This is a genomic window from Cytobacillus sp. T106 (assembly GCF_040492155.1).
Taxonomy (GTDB): domain Bacteria; phylum Bacillota; class Bacilli; order Bacillales; family Cytobacillaceae; genus Bacillus_AB; species Bacillus_AB infantis.
This window is the reverse complement of sequence record NZ_JBEUMK010000001.1, coordinates 766,677-783,437: the sequence shown is the minus strand read 5'-3', so window position 1 is coordinate 783,437 and position 16,761 is coordinate 766,677. Positions and strand designations below refer to the sequence as shown.

The following is a 16,761-nucleotide window of genomic DNA, read 5'->3' as shown; positions in this document are numbered from 1 at the left end:
AAGTTTCAATATTAATATGATTAAAACAAGTTATATTCACTCTTCCCCTGCACAATCACCAACGGGCTTATCCCTGCATATAGTTGAGTACAAATAATTAAAGAAGGTGATCCCTTGCGCTTCCTGATTAAAAGGCCCTCCTATGAAAGCTGCAGGAATGAACTGGAAGCTGTCCGCCAGATCATGACTTCCGGCGCTTACCAATTCATTGACCTCCTGCTCTGGTCAGCCGTGCTCGCCATCATGACATACCCGCTTCATCACTCACCGTCTTATGCGCTTGCGGTTTTTCTTGCTTTTTATGCATTTGGGAGCCTGCTCCTGTTATTGCTTCATTTCTTTATAAAAGGGCAGTCCGGCCGGAGGCAGGATTACCGCTGAAGGCAGCTTCCCGGCCAAGAAGCAGCCTGAATGCCTTCAGGAGGATTTCTTCTCCGGCAAGTATTCCCCTGTTCTCCGAAAAATTGCAGGTGAATCCATGAGGCATCTCCATAGAAAGCTCTCCATGATCCGGGACAAAAGCATGGTGGCATACCTTCAGGAAATCATAATCGAGAAGGGAATCTCCCGCACCGGCAAGAATATCTGCTCCCTCTCTTTTGCTGATGAATTTAACCGCCTCTCCCTTGCAGACAGGAATAGGAATAAAGTAAAGCTTCCTGCCTTGCAGGGATATACGCCACCCGAGACGGCGGACATCCTCTTCGAGTTTTTTCTTTTCCTGAAGGCTGATGCGCTCCTGGAGGATATAGTAAAAGAAAGAATCCCCTGCTTTTTTCAAAGTTCCGGGAAATCTGCATCCTTCAGCAAACTCAGCCATTTCCTCCTGAAGCGCGCACTCTTCCTTAAGGCGCTTATATACCAGCTCAGTCCACTCAGCCAGAAGTTTCCCCTTATAATGGATTTGGGCTCCATTTGAAGTGACCTCATAAGAGACAGGGATATCTTTTCCAAATATCCCTACTCTTTTATACTGTTCATATGTCCTGGTTGTAACAGGCACAACAAGTGCTTCTTCTGCAAGTTCCCTTAACAGGTTAAGCGACCTTGAAGTCATGAATGCAGCAGGCTGCCCTTCCTTCATCTCGGCAGCTGACAGTTGGAGATCCTCCTCTAAGCCAAGCTCTTCAAGCGCTCTGTTTGAATAAATCATTGTTCTGTCAAGATCTGTTGCAAACATATTCATGACTGGCCGCCAACCTTTTTGATCAGTCCGCAGCATGTATAGCTCATGTCAGGGTACCGGACGATCTCCACCCCGCGTTCTTCTGCCAAGAGTTTAATATGCCTGACATAAGGGCTTTCCGGGTCCCTCATCAGAATTTTCCAGGGGACTCTCCTTAACAGTACACGTGTTGTTTCACCAACGCCGGGCTTAACAAAATTCGTGCTTTCAATAGCATATTCTTCTTTGATTGCCATTACTTCCTCCATCCCCCTGAAATCAGGTTCGGATTCAGCTTCAGCAGAATAGCCATCACAGATTTTTTTCGCCTCTTCCATAACGGAATCAAATTGTTCCTCTATTATGCTGATATATTCATTGGAAACATCCGCCTCTGCAAGGCTGCTGTAATATTTGGCACCGTGGAAATCTTCAGGCCCGATTAAGTCATTGAGCACTGTCCTGCTGACAAGTCCGGAAACAGTTGAATTCAGGCAGGCGCTTGGAATCAGGAAGTCCTCCCTTGTCCCATACAGGCTGGTGCAATAGCCTGGATCTGCGAGGACGGCAAGGGTGTCATCAAGATTCCAGCCATATTTTTCATTCATGCTGCTGCATGCTTTCGTCAATTCAATTGAGATAGCTCCTTTGCCTGTCCACCCATCGACAAACTGGATCTTGCAGCCAGGATGCTTTTCTATTATGTATTTCAGGGCATTCTCATCAATGCCCCTGTCACGGATGATGGAAATGCTGTAATGGGGAAGGGTTGTCCCGTATATCTGCTTTATATACCGCTTCATCAGGATCCCGACCGGGGTGCCGGCCCTTGCAAGTGAAACAAGGACAATCTTGTCCCCTCTTCTGCTGAGCAGCTTTTCCGATGTCACCGCAGTGCAAAGCGCCACCTTCTCCTTATAGTCTTCAAGTGTTTTCCAGAACAGCTCTAAATAGTGGGCTGGAGGGATGTATTCAATCGGAAGCGTTTCACTGTAATGCTGGCCTGACTGAATCTTTTTTTCCCTGTTTTCAGTTGCCCCTTCCAGTTCATATGCACTGAGGTCCTTCAGCAGAAAGATGACATCTTCCGTGCTGTAGGAGCCAAAAGTTTCTGCTGCTGTTTCAGCCATTGTTGTTCCCTCCATTAAAATAAACGATTTTTATATCCTTGATCCCTGTTTTCTTCAATTCTTCCAGCAATGGGACAAGCGCTTCCCGATTCGGTTCCCGTTCAAAGAGGATAAAGAGGTCATCATAAACTCCGGGAGTGATATTATAGACAAATTGCCTGATATCAGCATCCTCAGGATTGGGAAATGACAATCCTTCCCTTGCCCCGTACCCTTCCCGGTCCAGAACATGGACAGGGCTTCGTGTGGTGGACTGAAAAAAGACCCCTTCCCCCATTTGCGATGCCACTTTCATAGGGATATACATGAACTCTCCTGTTCCCAGGACAAGTGTATGATCTCCTTTTCTGCTCTTAGCCAGGAGTGCGGCTGCAGCCTCCAGGTCCCTTTCAGGCTCTTCTGCTCCCTTTTGGAGCCCGAATCTGCCTGTTCCTTTGAGATAGGGGATATTGCAGATCCCGCCTCCAAGCGTGATTGAAGGACTCCCGGCTTTTTCAAAAGAAAGCCCCGATTCACTAAGATTGATGAAGCTTATGCTGGAGCCGCCTGCATCCCGTTTTCTGTCTTCTATATTCGTTTGGATGACAGGTTCTCCTGCAGCCTGCATTTCCCCTTTTAAGAGGCTTACACTGTTGATCGTGATTCCGAGTTCTTTTTCAAGCATCTGGAATGCTGCCTGATTTTCCTGTGAACGCCAATCCAATATGGAAGCGACAGTATATTCACTGCGGGGGAATTCTGCCTGGATGGATCTGATGATATTGACTGCCGTTTTGCCTGTGGTCATTTCATCATCAACCAGGATGACTTCACGCTGATTGTCAAGAAGCTCCCTGTCCGCGTAGCAGCGATGGGAGGTTGCATGAGAATGCTCTTCCTCGAAGTCTATTATGGAAACCGCTTCAGGAAGTGTTTCTCTTGTAGTATGAAAATACCCTGCTGCCTTGAAAGCATTATAAAAGCTGTGGCCAAGCGCGGTTGCAGTCTCTGCAAAGCCGATGATCACCGGATTGTACTTTTTATCAACAAAGGGAATGGACGGCCTGCTTACTCCCGGATCCAGCAAAAAGGCCTGCAGAAGCTCTTCGGTTTCCGGCAGCGGCAAGCCTTCCTTTAATTCTGCATAACGTGCGGCCAGCAGCTCTCCCGTGATCAGCCCTTTTTCCGGATGGATGGGGAGATGCTTCCCCAGCAATTTGCTCACAAAAAGGAATGACCTTTTCTTGTTGATGCGGGCTGCCATTGTAAAAAAATGATTAACAGGTATGTTATATGGATTTTCAGTTATGTCAAGTTCAACGTTCAGCCCCTCAATAACTGGAAGCAAATACTTCTTTTTCGAGCAGGTCAATGTATGAGTATTCTTCATGAAGCACCCCGTATATTTCAGATTTTAAAAGAATTTTCTGCGCCCAATATAAATGCGGCTTGATTTCATTCATTTTGTTAGAGTAGGCGCTTTTCATGACGCCAATGCTGCCTTCTGCACTGGCAGCAATATTCCTGGCATCCTCGTACTCTTCAAGGGTAACGGCATTCAAAGCCTGCACCGGCCTTATATGGGTAGGGTGGATGATCGTCTTTCCTGTCAGGCCATTGGCAATATCCATCATAATTTCACGGATCAGGCCATCCATATGCTTATCGATCAGTCCGGTCCTCATCCTGATGCCTGCTTCCCCGTACTTCTCCAGGAAGGGCGTCTGCCTCAGCTGGGGCTTTAGCATTCTATCTTTTGAGGAGAAATATTCCCAGACCGGCCCTGATACTGTGAACTGGCTGCCGGCACGCACAAAAACATTTATAATATCAGCAATGCAGTCCCGTATGACCGCAATATCATATACCGTGTTATCCGAATTTCTCCTGATGCCGTATAGACCGGAAAAATCGGTCGCCCCTATCCTGACATTAAGAATAATATCCCTATATTGTTCAAGAAGCGCTTTTATGTCCAGAAGCTCTCCGACTCTTGTTTCTTTCTGGATGATTTTCTTTGTTTCCAGAATCGGCATTGCATATAGAACGTGGCCTTCTCTATTCCTGCGGCTGATTTCTGCCAGTGATTCTGCTCCTTCGACAGGGTCAAATTTAGGAATGACGACTCCTGTCAGCATGCTTATTTCCTGTCCCATCCTGGAAAACAGCCGCTCCAGCTGTCCATGGCTGCGGATCCTTATAAAAATAAGCGGCAGATCATCCTCCTGGAAATATCCCTTCCCCAGCTCTTGATGAAGGAGCTTAAGTTCAGCCAGCAGGCTTTCTTCAGCCTGCTCCACTTCTGAATCGCCAATGGCATCCTCCAGGCAGATCACCATGGAAGTAAGGCCAGAATGCTTCTTTGAGAGCAGATCCTGATGAATATTAGGCCTTGTTGCAGGCATATAGAGCGTTGCGCCTAAGCAATAGGACAACAGCTCTTTCGGGGAACGTTTAGAGAAGGACCCCGGCTTTTTATAAAAGAGCCTGTCAATTTCCCTGTCTTCCAAATCAGCAAATAATTTCATTTTAATTCTCCTATTCATGCATAGTAAAAGAGGGGAATGCTTGTCTTAAAGGATTATTCAAGCATCCCCCTAAGCATATTTGTCCAATCTAAGAAGCTTTCAAACTGCCAAAAAAGGATAAAAAGAAAAGGAGCGGACAATTGTCAGTTCCCTTTCCTTGTTTCTATACGTCTGTCAGTTGCTTTTCTGGCCCTGCTCAGCCTTCTTTTTATTCATAAAGTGGACGATGAAAGTCGCTCCGAAGACTACTATCAGCAGAAGGAAGAAATAGATATGATCAATGTGGATATGGAATACTCCAAGGAGCATCTTCACAGCAATGAGCAAAATCAGCACATATGCGCTTGTTTCCAGCTCAGGCACTTTATCGATCAGCTTAAGGAATACTCCTGCTACACCACGCATCATCAGGACCCCTAGCATTCCGCCGAGAAGAAGTACCCAGATTTGATCACTGACTCCAAATGCCGCCAGGACGCTGTCAACTGAGAAAGCTATATCCATAAGTTCTACCGCTGCTACTGTTCCCCAGAAAGTACCAAACAGGCGGATCAGCAAACCGCTTTGATTGAGGCCTTCAAGCTCCTCATCATCGCCGACGCCTTTCTTCTTATCAATGAAATATTTAATAGCAAGCCATGCCAGGTAGCCGGCTCCCAAAATCTTTACCCACCACAGCTTAATCAGGAATACCCCAATTCCAATTGCAATGAAACGGAAGAGGTATGCCCCAAGCAATCCGTAGAATAGAGCCTTTTTCCGCTGCTCCGGCGGAAGGTGTTTTACCATAACAGCCAGTACAAGTGCATTGTCGGCTGAAAGCAGTCCTTCCAGGATTACGAGTGTTCCGATAAGTCCCCAGCTAACAGGGTCGCTTAGAACTTCCGCCCACATCTGCCAGTCAAAGAATGCGGCATATGTATCTATAAAACCTTGAAAAATTGTCATCTCTTGAAGTTCCTCCATTACCTTATATAAGTGCTAACGAAAGACCCGGCAGAGCCGAGTCTCAAAGATCAATAATAAAAAAGGGATTATCCAATCTGCAGGCCAAAGTCAGTTGCAAGTGCACCAAGGCCGCCCTGATAGCCGGACCCGATCGCGCTGAATTTCCACTCTCCGCCGTGCCTGTACAGTTCGCCTACAACAAGTGCTGTCTCGATGGAGAAGTCTTCTCCAAGGTCATAGCGGATCAGCTCTTCATTTGTTTCGCCGTTAAGGATGCGGACATAAGAATTGGAAACCTGCCCGAAGTTCTGGCTGCGCGCCTCGCCATCATGGATTGTGATAGTGAATGTAATGCGCTGGACATTTGCCGGTACAGCACCGAGCTCAACCTTTACCTGCTCATCATCGCCTTCTCCTTCGCCTGTCCGGTTATCTCCGGTATGTACGACAGAGCCGTTTCCGCCTGTTGTGTTATTATAGAAAACGAAATCCGCCTCAGAAGTAACCTTGCCGTTTTCCCCAAGAAGGAAAACCGAGGAATCAAGGTCAAAGTCTGCTCCTCCGTCATACTTATTTACATCCCAGCCTACCCCTACGATTACATTTGTGAGGCCCGGATTGGATTTTGTCAAATCTACCTTCTGTCCTTTTGATAAACTAACTGCCATTTTTTCTACCTCCAATTATTGTGATAGTATGCTTACGTTTCAATCTTTAAAAAGTTTCAAAACTACAAGCATATTTTTTCATATTTTTGCTTACATTTCAAATCTCAGCTCAGCCATTTTGGCGGAGTATTTTTATTCCAGTAGATGGAGCCCAGCTCATGATGCTTTTGGAAGGCATCCTCAGAGGTATGGTAGTGGAAGTTGAACCAGTATCCCTCCTGGGGCGGATGGTCCCTCCTGACATGAAAACGAAGGACATCTTCATTGGATTGCCGGTTGACAATATGGAAGATTTTTTCCGAGTTGCCCCCGCCTGGCCATTCGGTAATTTCCAGATTGCCCAGGTCGCTCCCTGGTATCCTTGCAGCTGTTTCCTCCACTGCTTTTTCAATATTCGGCAGGATGACTTCACGGAACTCATCTTCTATGACGGGTTTGATCTTTCCCCCGAACTTAATATAAGACTGGTTCTCCGCCTCCTGGACAGCAGTCTGGATGAACCTTTGCCTGATCGATTCCTCATCCTCCTCAGGTGCAGCAAGGTCCAGTCCTTCTGCCTGTGCCTCCAGGACATCGCGCTTAGGGGACCTGTCCTGGTTTGCATTATCATACAAAAATGCCTGTGATGGCGTAACCAGCCCAAAGGTAAGGATGGTTACCATCACCACAAACGATTTGCGCAGCCACTTAGGCATTTTTATCCCTCCTCATAAAAGGCTATTTTCATGCGGTAGATTTCTTTTTTAATATGCCGGAAGAGCTTATTTTCCGAGCGGCCTGCCGGAGCCTGCCTTCAGGCTGAACGAGTGCAATCCGTACGAATCCCTCGCCGGCCGCACCGAACGCGCTTCCCGGTGTAACAGCCACTCCAGCTTCCTCCAGCATGCGGATACTGAACTCCCTGGAGCTGGTGCCGTTTGGAATTTCTGCCCAGAGGAACATCGAACCTTTCGGGCTGTCGATATCCCATCCTGCCTCCCGAAGGCTTTCTACTAGGGCATCCCTGCGTTTCCTGTAGACCTCTCTTGATTCGGCCAGGAAACCCGACTGATCCTCAAGAGCCCTGGCAGCCGCGGTCTGGATGGGATGGAATACACCGTAATCCAGATGGGATTTCAGGTCTGAGATCATGCGGATGATGTCTTCATTCCCAGCTGCATAGGCAATCCGGCAGCCTGCCATGTTGAAGCTCTTAGAAAGGGAATTCATTTCTATCCCTGTTTCAAATGCGCCTTCGACAGCTAAAAAGCTTACCGGTTTTTCTTCGAAATAGAGCTCAGAGTATGCAAAATCATGCAATATCACAATCTCGTATTTTTTGGCAAACTCTATTGCCTCCCTGAAAAATGCTTCAGTCGCAAGGCCTGGCACAGGATTGCCGGGAAAGTTCAAGATCATCATCCTCGCCTTTTTCCTTATTTCTTCCGGTATTTCTGAGAAATCCGGGAGAAATTGCTTTTCTTTCATGAGAGGCATTGAATATATCTTTGCCCCTGCCAGGGCGGCACCCGCTGCATATGCGGTATATCCTGGATCGGGCATCAGTATATAATCGCCCGGGCTGCACAAAGCAAGCGGCAGATGGACGAGACCATCCTGGGAGCCCATAAGGAGGGAGCATTGTTCCTTGGGATCTATGTATACACCGTGATTATTCTGGTAATAAGAGCTGACTGCATTGCAAAAAGCTTTCTGTCCCTGCAAGGGAGTAGCCGTACTGGGTGCTGTCCAGCGCTCCCTCAGCGATCGCCTCCCTGATAAATAACGGAGGGGGCAGGTCAAGGCTGCCGATGCTCAGATCGATCACATCTTCACCTGCTGAGATCTTCGCTTTCTTCATACGGGACAGTTCTGCAAATACACTTTCCCCAAATGCTTCCATTCTCTCTGCCATGGATATCTTCATACTAGTACCCTCCAGCATTCTTAAAAGCCTGATGCTTACTTAGAAAATATTATACTCTTTTTTTAGGAAAAAAGAAAAATTGGGGAGAAAAATTTTTGAAAAAAAAGAAAGTTTCCTAGAAAAATGAGATTAAAGGGAGAAAATATTGGGGATAATATAAGACTAATGGTAAATGAATATATAGTCCGAGGAGGATAATAATGGAGTGGGAAATTGTTTTTGTTGCTGTAAGCCTGATGGTGCTGGGATATTTTGTATTCCTGTCGATAACGGATTAAAATGTATGCAAAATAAAAACCAAGGCGCAGGGGAATCCCTGTGCCTTGGTTTTTATTTTGCTTGCTTATTTTTTTCTTTCCAGAACTCCAAAGTGAAAGCGGGAAGATTTCCGCCGGTAAACCTCAAAGCCGAAGGTGCTGAATCTTTCGCTCCGGAAATGGTCTTTCAGGACGACCCTCTTCCGCGAAACCCTTTTGGCTTCTTCTATCAGCTCCCCGGACAGCCCATACACAGCAAACTTAGCCAGTTCCTTGATTCCGTCGGAGTCCAACAGTTTTTCCTCGAACATGGGGTCAAAGTATACAATATCTGCGGACTGGTCCTGCCTGCCCTTCAAGTAGTCAAGGGAGAGAGCACTGATGACCTCGACCCTCTCCATCGCCTCATCCATTTGCGGAACTCCGGATTTCCAGGTTTTAAGCCCCTTCTCTGCGAGATAAGCAAGGAAGGGATTACCTTCCACACCGGTCACTTTACCGGAAGGACCGGCTGCATAGCTTGCGATGATGCTGTCTGAAGCAAGGCCGAGCGTGCAGTCCGCCACTGTGTCCCCGGGCTCGATTTTCGCTGCTTCAAAAAAAGGGTCAGACTCGCCTCTCATCAGCCTTTTTATCCTGAATGCTGCGGAATTCGGATGAAAGAAGTACGGTGAGCTTTTTCCATATGAAAATAATTCGAGCCTGTTTTTGCCATATACGATGCAATCATCCTTCCACTGCTCCTGCAGTGAAGAGACAGAATGGCTCTTTCGGGGATGAAAGGCGACGCCAAGTTCAGCTGCCGCTTCTTTTGCCGCCTGGATCATGCCAGGGCTTGTCCTGCCCGCTGTAGTTACAAACATCTTTTCTACCTTCCTGACTGAATAGTAATAATCTCTTTTTGTCACCAAGATATTTCTCTTTTGAGAAAAGGCAAACAATGCGAAAGGATGCCTTTTACGGCATCCTTTCTGTGTTGTTCAGCAGTTTTCCTCAAATGCAGCCAGAAGATTTTCCATGATGGTCTCCATCGGGAAGCCTTCAATATCATGGCGCGGGATAAAGTGTACAACTTCCTTTCCCTTCATTAAAGCCATGCTTGGTGAAGAAGGCTCAATCCCATCGAAATATTCACGCATCTTTGCTGTCGCTTCTTTATCCTGCCCGGCAAATACAGTGACAAGGTGATCAGGCTTCTTTTCAGCATGCATAACAGCCTGGGTCGCAGCAGGACGCGCCAGTCCGGCCGCACATCCGCAGACAGAGTTAACAACCACGAGCGTTGTCCCTTCTGTACTTTCCATAAACTGTTCAACCTCATCTTCTGTTGTTAGCTCATTGAAGCCTGCGCGTGTAAGCTCTGCACGCATCGGCTTTACCATCTGCCTCATATATTCTTCATATGCCATAGACATGTTTGATTGCCTCCTTTAAACGTTTGCAATGATAGCATACTATAACATCAGCTCTGATTGCAATTGGAGGGCACTCTACACTTTAAGCGGCCTGGCAGCAGGCTCTTCCTCAAAATGGTCAGTGACAGCCCCCCTTGAAGCGGAGGAAACGAGCCTTGTATACTTAGCCAGGGCTCCGCGGGTTAAAAGCGGCGGCGGATCCCAGGATTTCTTCCTCTCTTCCAGTTCAGCAGGAGAGACATCCACTTCAAGTGTCTGTTCGGTGCTGTCAATAGTAATCCTGTCACCTGTCTGTATTAGGGCAATCGGTCCGCCGACCTGTGCTTCCGGAGCGATATGTCCTACCACAAGGCCATGGGTACCTCCCGAGAAACGCCCGTCTGTCAGCAGGGCCACACTTTCGCCAAGACCTTTTCCTACGAGGATGCCCGAAATAGAAAGCATTTCCGGCATGCCAGGCCCGCCTTTTGGCCCTTCGTACCTGATGACCAGTACATCACCAGCCTGAATGTCACCCTTCAGGACAGCATCTGTAGCAGACTCCTCATCATCAAACACCTTGGCAGGCCCGGTGTGCCTGGTGACCTTCAGGCCGGATACCTTCGCTACGGCGCCTTCCGGGGCAAGATTGCCTTTCAGGACTACAAGCGGCCCGTTTTCCCGAAGAGGGGCATTAAGCGGGTAGATGACCTTTTGGCCAGCTTTCAGATCTTCTGCTTCTTCCAGATTTTCAGCGAGCGTCTTGCCCGTCACAGTCAGACAATCGCCGTGAAGCAGCCCTTCACTCAGCAGCATTTTCATAACTGCACTGACTCCTCCTGCTTCATGGAGATTCTGCATGACATATTTTCCGCTCGGCTTTAAATCGGCTATATGGGGGACCGTTTTCTGAAGGCGGTTGAAGTCCTCAAGTGACAGATCCACTTCAGCAGAATGGGCGATGGCCATCAAATGGAGGATGGCATTTGTGGAACCGCCCAAAGCCATCACGACAGTAATTGCATTCTCAAACGCTTCCTTCGTAAGAATATCCCTTGGCCTGATATCCTGCTCCAAAAGGCGGTAGACTGCCTTTCCTGCTTCATGGCAATCCTGCCGCTTTTCATCTGTTTCTGCCGGATTGGAGGAACTGCCCGGAAGGCTCATTCCCAGCGCCTCGATAGCGCTTGCCATCGTATTGGCTGTGTACATTCCGCCGCAGGAGCCGGCCCCCGGACAAGCATGGCATTCGATCTCATTGAGTCCAGCTTTATCAATGGCCCCGCCATTGAACTGTCCTACCCCTTCAAATACTGACACAATATCGATATCCTGTCCCTGCAGCTTGCCAGGCTTGATTGTGCCCCCATACACAAAAACAGCAGGCAGGTTCATCCTTGCGATGGCCATCAGGCAGCCGGGCATATTTTTATCGCAGCCTCCAATGGCAACAAAGCCGTCCAGGCTTTCACCCCCAACGACCGTTTCAATGGAATCAGCAATCAGGTCGCGGCTCGGAAGGGAATACCTCATCCCCTCTGTTCCCATGGAGATTCCGTCAGAAACAGTAATCGTATTGAATACAAGCGGAGCTCCCCCGGCTTCCCTGGCACCGTCCTTCGCCTTGAAAGCAAGTTCATTGATATGTATATTGCACGGAGTCACTTCGCTCCATGTGCTTGCAATGCCGATCATCGGCTTTTTGAAATCTTCATCCGTGAACCCTACTGCCCGCAGCATCGCCCGGTTTGGTGCGCGCCTTTCATCCTCGCTGATTACATGGCTTTTTATTCTAAGATCTCTTCCCAATTATGAGCCCTCCTGAAAGATTTTCTTTTCAATATAGAGGACTTTTTCAGCAATTGCAATAATTTTCACAAAATTTAATGATTTTTTATTGCTAAAAAGCAGATTAGCACTAAAGCAACACAGTACAACTCAGGAAATAAGGAAGAAGGATCCTGAACGTTTTGTCCAGGACCCTTTCATCTTATCTATTAAAGTATGTTTAAAGATCAGCTGTTTTGGTTCCTGGCTTCGGTCATTTGCTTCCACACAGAACCCTTGGCCTCTTCACCCTGTTCAATCCGCTCAATGGCCATCTTGATCTGCATGCTGACTTCAAATTCAGGATCTTCTTCAGCATCCTTTAATGCCGGGAGCGACTTTTCAGTACCTTCTTCATACAGGAACATGGCTGCACGCCAGCGGACAAGCTTGCTCGGATCCTGGAGGGCATCCATCATTGCTTCCTCTGCTTCAGGAAAACCAAGATCTGATAAGCAGTCACCCGCCGTTCTCCTTACAGTTACACTTTTATCCTTCAAAGCTTTATATAGATATGGAAGAACACTTTTGTCTTCGATCATCCCGAGATAAACGGCTGCCAGCCTGCGGATTGAAGCCTTTTCGTCTTCAAGCGCCCTTTCGAGGACAGGATAATCCTCCACCCCCGGATCTTCCATCTGTTCCATCAGCTGATAGCGTATCCGCCAATCACTGCTGTCAAGATCCTCAGGCGACAGCTTCCTTTTTGTCCTAGCAGGCCTGCTGTCTGCAGCTGCGCCATGCTTGCCTTGCTCGATAAGGCTCTTCAGCCTGCTTTCAGGGTAGGCTGCCAGCAATTCTTCAAGAATATCCTGCCCGACCTGGTCCATATCCCCGTACCTGACACCAAATTCCTTCCACTTTCTGCTCATAACAACATTATCATCAGGCTGCTGAACTTCACGCACTGCCTGCACGTAAGCTTCCGGCAGTCCAAAGCGCTTCTCTTCAGTTCCATCAGTCAGTTTGATCTGCATCGGGATATCTTTGTACATCTGCACCTGGACTTTTACCTCGCCATAATGCTCATTCAAGGCTGCCTCGCCGCCTGATTCTTCTGCTTCCTCTCCGAATGCCTTACGGACTTGAGGGAGAAGCTCTTTCCAGTCAAATTTTGCATTTCGTTCAACCGCGAGGAAATCTGCTACATGATATACCCCTTTGATTCCTTCTATCTGAAGGATATCCAAAACAACCTTTGGCGCTCCATCTGTCTTGTCCTTTTTATAATTATTGCTTTTGCCCATAGGCAATTCTTCGTCAAGGATGATTTTCATCGTATTCGGGCTTGGTGTAGGCTCAATTGATTTTATTTTCAATGATGGTTCCTCCTCATGATTCGATAGAATTTGTTTCATCTTAACATATGGGACCAGCCCATTGCCGGCCCTCTGCTTGCTCTCAGCCCTCTGCGAGCTCGGCCAGATAGCTCCATCTTTCAATAAGCTCTTCAAGCTGCTCATTTAAACTTGCTTCTTCCTCGAGAAGTTCATTTGCCTTCATAAAATCGCTGCCCGTTTCTGCCATCTCACCGGCAATTTCCTCAAGGCGCTTTTCTGCCGCGGCAATCTTTCCGTCGATGCTGTCCCACTCTCTTTGCTCATTGTAGGACATGCGCTTTTTCTTCGGCTTTGCCTCCTGCTTTGGTTTAGGTTCCTGCTTCACGCTCTTTGGCTTTGCCTGCTGCGGCTGGCTCTCAATATACTCTGTATAGTTTCCATAGTAAGAGCCGACTCTGCCTCCTCCTTCAAGGATGAGCAGCTGCTCTGCCACTTTATCAAGAAAATAGCGGTCATGAGAAACAGTTATGACCACCCCTGCAAAATCGTCGAGATAGTCTTCAAGCACGGTCAGTGTCTGTGTATCCAGATCATTTGTCGGCTCATCCAGCAAAAGGACATTCGGCTCCGACAAAAGGATTTTCAAAAGATAAAGCCTTCTCTTTTCCCCGCCGGAAAGCTTCCTGATCGGTGTTCCATGGGTGCTTGACGGGAAAAGGAACCGCTCTAGCATCTGCGCTGCCGAAATCGTTTTGCCATCAGAGGTATGCACGACCTCGGCTGTCTCCTTCAAATACTCGATCATTCTCTTATTTTCATCCATGTCCTCGCTTTCCTGCGTATAATAGGCAACTTTTACTGTCTGGCCGATGATCCGATCCCCTGAATCCAGGGGGATTTTGCCGGCTAGTATATTTAGGAGCGTGGACTTTCCTGTCCCGTTTCTGCCGATAATCCCGATTCTGTCGCCCGGCTTGACCAGTAAGCTGAAATCATCAAGCACAACCGTGCCGCCAAGCGCTTTGAAAGCATCCTTCAGCTCAAAGACCTGCTTTCCGAGCCTGCTTCCGGATAAAGCCATATCGAGCTTTTCTGATGCTTTGACAGCAGACAGGGTGTCCTCCAGCTGATCAAAGCGCTGAATCCTTGCTTTTTGCTTGGTGGTCCTGGCTTTTGCACCTCTTCTGATCCATTCAAGTTCCCTGCGGAAAAGATTTTTCTGCTTTTCTATCGTAGCAGCCTCGTTTTCCTCCCTGACGGCCTTCGCTTCAAGGAAAGCGGCATAATTGCCCTTATAGCTGTAAAGACTTCCTCCATCCAGTTCAAACATTCTGTTTGTGACCCGGTCGAGAAAATAACGGTCATGCGTGACCAGCAGGAGCGCGCCATTGAATCGGCTAAGATATTCTTCCAGCCACTTGACGGTTTCATAATCAAGATGGTTGGTCGGCTCATCAAGAATTAGAAGATCCGGAGACTGGATCAGCACCTGTGCAAGGGCAACCCTCTTCTTCTGCCCTCCGGAAAGCTCCCCGATTTTCCTGCTGTATTCCTCGATGCCGAGCCTGCTTAAGATTGCCTTCGCGCTGGCATCCGCTTCCCAGCCATCCAGCTCATCCATCCTTTTCTGAAGAGCAAAAAGCTTATCCTGGAGACCGGTATCCTCAGGCGAAGCTCCGAGTCCCGCCATAACCTGTTCATATTCCCTCAAAAGGCGGAATATCGGCGCATCCCCTTCAAATACCTGCTCAAGCACTGTCAGTCGGGGATCCAGCTCAGGCTTCTGTTCTGAGTAAGACACTTTATAATCTTTCGGGCATACAATCTCCCCTGAATCCGGTACATCCACTCCAGCCACGATCTTCAGCAAAGAAGACTTTCCAGTTCCGTTGACGCCGATCAGTCCTACTCTTTCTTTTTCAGCTATCGTGAAAGAAACATCCCGGAAGAGCTGCTTTTCCCCATAAGATTTTGATAAGTTTTCAATTGAAATCATCTTCATGACTGACCATTCCATTCCCTGTAAAATTCATTTAAGTATAATTGCATAAATTCATGGCGCTGTTTTGCCATCTCTTTAGCTGTATCCGTATTCAGAAGATCGCGGAGCTTCAGCAGTTTTTCATAAAAATGATGGATGGAGGAGGTTTGCCCATTCCTATATTCCTCCTGTGTCATTTCTTCCCTGGCTGAAAGTGCCGGGTCATAAAGGGCATGGCCTTTCATCCCGCCATAGGCAAATGCCCGGGCAATCCCGATTGCACCAATGGCATCCAGCCTGTCTGCATCCTGGACAATCCTTGCCTCAGGAGATTCTGCCTTTATGCCGGAGCCCCCTTTGAAGGAAACAGAGGCGATAACCTCTTCCAGCTGCCTTTGCAGTCCAGTTTCAATCCCTGCCTCCCTAAAAAAGCTGCGGAGCCTGTCCCATCCTTTTTCCTCATCGGCATTCAGCTTAGCATCGGGTATATCATGTAAAAGGGCTGCCATTTCAATAATGAAAGCATCTCCCCGTTTCTCCTGCCTCTGTATATATAACGCATTTTTCCTGACTCTATCTATGTGATGCCAGTCATGCCCTGAAGCATCCCGGCCAAGCTCAGCGCGGACATACCGCTCTGCCTGCGAGATTATTTTTTCCATTAAACACGCACCTCTTTCCTGCTGATGCTTATTTTATCATGAAAAGGAGGAGGATGTTTCTTCTCAGCTATATCTGCCTTTTATGTGAGCAAAACATCAAAAGAAAAAACCTTGCTGCTGTGCAAGGCTTTCCGCTTACTGATTTATTTCAGTCCGTTGAACCAGCTGAATCCAATGGTATTTTCCCCGGCATGAACCCCGATGGTGGCTCCAAGAGGGAAGGCGCTGAACTCGATTTCCTGAAAGCTGGCCCTTAGATCTGCCATCCACTCTTTTGCCTCTCTGTCATATAGGCCATAAAGAATGAAAACCTCCCGGAAACCATGCTGTACATACGCTTCCTTGAGCAAGGCCTTCATCCGTTCCCTGGCCTTCCTGATGCTCCTTGCCTTTTCTTTTATGCTGAGTGCCCCGCCGCTAATGGCAATGATCGGCTTAATGCTCAATAGGCTGCCAAAATAGAATTGCAGCCCGGACATCCTTCCGCTGCGATGAAGCTGTTCGAGGCTCCCGACAAGGACTAACGTCTCCGATGTGGATCCGATTTCCTCGATCCTGCGGGCTGCTTCGCTGCTCTCGATCCCTGATTCTGTCAGAAGCATCCCTTCCTTTATCAGCCTCGTCAATGGATAAGATAAGATACCCGAATCGACTGTATAGACAGGTATGTTCACCAGCTGTGCTGCCTGCTGGCTGGATGAAACAGTCCCGCTGAGCTTCGCAGATACAAGGACAGCCACAATGGAATCATAGCTTTCTTCAAGCTCTTCAAAAAGAGCCTGAAAAGAGCCCACAGAAGGCTGTGAGGTCTTTGGAGGCGAAGAAAGTGTCTTCAGCCGCCTGAACAGGTCTTCAGCGCTTATGGTCCTCCCCTCTATATACTCCTGGCCATCCATGATGATTGTCATCGGTACAACATAGACATCCGGGTGCGCCGCTAATTCCTCATCCAGGCATGCTGTGCTGTCGGTAACCCATGCCACTTTTCCCATCAGGTTTCCTCCTTGCGGTAATTATGTATTTCTATATTTTTTTA

The 16,761-nt window shown here is 47.9% G+C and carries 15 protein-coding genes and 1 pseudogene; 1 reads left to right on the top strand and 15 read right to left on the bottom strand.

Annotated features, from left to right (window positions below; all coding sequences use genetic code 11):
• Positions 1-114: 114 nt before the first annotated feature.
• Positions 115-381 (top strand): hypothetical protein, encoded by a 267-nt coding sequence (locus tag ABU165_RS03945; protein WP_094767208.1) that lies wholly within the window; start codon positions 115-117, stop codon positions 379-381.
• On the opposite strand, the gene ABU165_RS03940 is transcribed toward ABU165_RS03945, so the two are convergent.
• The 15 genes and pseudogenes from ABU165_RS03940 to ABU165_RS03870 all read right to left on the bottom strand — a co-directional run bounded on the left by ABU165_RS03940 (position 341) and on the right by ABU165_RS03870 (position 16,717).
• Complete coding sequence (locus tag ABU165_RS03940) at positions 341-1,186, bottom strand: HAD family hydrolase (RefSeq protein WP_148949169.1); 846 nt, start codon at positions 1,184-1,186, stop codon at positions 341-343. The two genes, ABU165_RS03945 and ABU165_RS03940, sit on opposite strands and share 41 nt — an antisense overlap.
• Positions 1,183-2,295 (bottom strand): cysteine protease StiP family protein, encoded by a 1,113-nt coding sequence (locus tag ABU165_RS03935; protein ID WP_318059485.1) that lies wholly within the window; start codon positions 2,293-2,295, stop codon positions 1,183-1,185. Before ABU165_RS03935 ends, ABU165_RS03940 begins: the two co-directional genes overlap by 4 nt.
• Positions 2,288-3,664, bottom strand: coding sequence for a phosphoribosyltransferase family protein (locus ABU165_RS03930; RefSeq protein WP_318059486.1), 1,377 nt, complete (start codon positions 3,662-3,664; stop codon positions 2,288-2,290). Before ABU165_RS03930 ends, ABU165_RS03935 begins: the two co-directional genes overlap by 8 nt.
• The gene (locus ABU165_RS03925) at positions 3,606-4,802 is read right to left on the bottom strand and encodes an HpcH/HpaI aldolase/citrate lyase family protein (RefSeq protein ID WP_009795631.1); all 1,197 of its coding nucleotides are present in this window, start codon (positions 4,800-4,802) and stop codon (positions 3,606-3,608) included. Before ABU165_RS03925 ends, ABU165_RS03930 begins: the two co-directional genes overlap by 59 nt.
• Before the next feature lie 174 nt (positions 4,803-4,976).
• Entirely contained in the window at positions 4,977-5,750 is a 774-nt protein-coding gene (locus ABU165_RS03920; protein WP_022544100.1) for a TerC family protein, read from the bottom strand.
• A gap of 86 nt (positions 5,751-5,836) precedes the next feature.
• Positions 5,837-6,418, bottom strand: coding sequence for a TerD family protein (locus ABU165_RS03915; RefSeq protein ID WP_009795629.1), 582 nt, complete (start codon positions 6,416-6,418; stop codon positions 5,837-5,839).
• 104 nt (positions 6,419-6,522) lie between these two features.
• Entirely contained in the window at positions 6,523-7,113 is a 591-nt protein-coding gene (locus tag ABU165_RS03910; RefSeq protein ID WP_094767205.1) for a YpjP family protein, read from the bottom strand.
• Positions 7,114-7,141: 28 nt separating this feature from the next.
• Positions 7,142-8,324, bottom strand: a pseudogene (locus tag ABU165_RS03905) (LL-diaminopimelate aminotransferase).
• A 343-nt stretch (positions 8,325-8,667) separates the two neighbouring features.
• Positions 8,668-9,444 (bottom strand): class I SAM-dependent methyltransferase, encoded by a 777-nt coding sequence (locus ABU165_RS03900; protein WP_318059630.1) that lies wholly within the window; start codon positions 9,442-9,444, stop codon positions 8,668-8,670.
• Between the two features lie 117 nt (positions 9,445-9,561).
• Entirely contained in the window at positions 9,562-9,996 is a 435-nt protein-coding gene (locus ABU165_RS03895) for a BrxA/BrxB family bacilliredoxin (RefSeq protein ID WP_022544102.1), read from the bottom strand.
• A gap of 75 nt (positions 9,997-10,071) precedes the next feature.
• Positions 10,072-11,784, bottom strand: coding sequence for a dihydroxy-acid dehydratase (gene ilvD / locus ABU165_RS03890; protein WP_101549785.1), 1,713 nt, complete (start codon positions 11,782-11,784; stop codon positions 10,072-10,074).
• A 206-nt stretch (positions 11,785-11,990) separates the two neighbouring features.
• Positions 11,991-13,121, bottom strand: a complete 1,131-nt coding sequence (locus tag ABU165_RS03885; RefSeq protein WP_022544103.1) for a conserved virulence factor C family protein — start codon at positions 13,119-13,121, stop codon at positions 11,991-11,993.
• Positions 13,122-13,203: 82 nt separating this feature from the next.
• Positions 13,204-15,084, bottom strand: a complete 1,881-nt coding sequence (gene abc-f, locus ABU165_RS03880) for a ribosomal protection-like ABC-F family protein (RefSeq protein WP_101549787.1) — start codon at positions 15,082-15,084, stop codon at positions 13,204-13,206.
• Positions 15,081-15,725 carry an HD domain-containing protein gene (locus ABU165_RS03875; RefSeq protein WP_094767200.1) on the bottom strand — a complete coding sequence of 215 codons (645 nt, stop codon included), beginning with the start codon at positions 15,723-15,725 and terminating at the stop codon, positions 15,081-15,083. The genes abc-f and ABU165_RS03875 overlap by 4 nt, the downstream gene beginning before the upstream one ends.
• A gap of 143 nt (positions 15,726-15,868) precedes the next feature.
• Positions 15,869-16,717 (bottom strand): DegV family protein, encoded by an 849-nt coding sequence (locus ABU165_RS03870; RefSeq protein WP_101549790.1) that lies wholly within the window; start codon positions 16,715-16,717, stop codon positions 15,869-15,871.
• Positions 16,718-16,761: the final 44 nt, after the last annotated feature.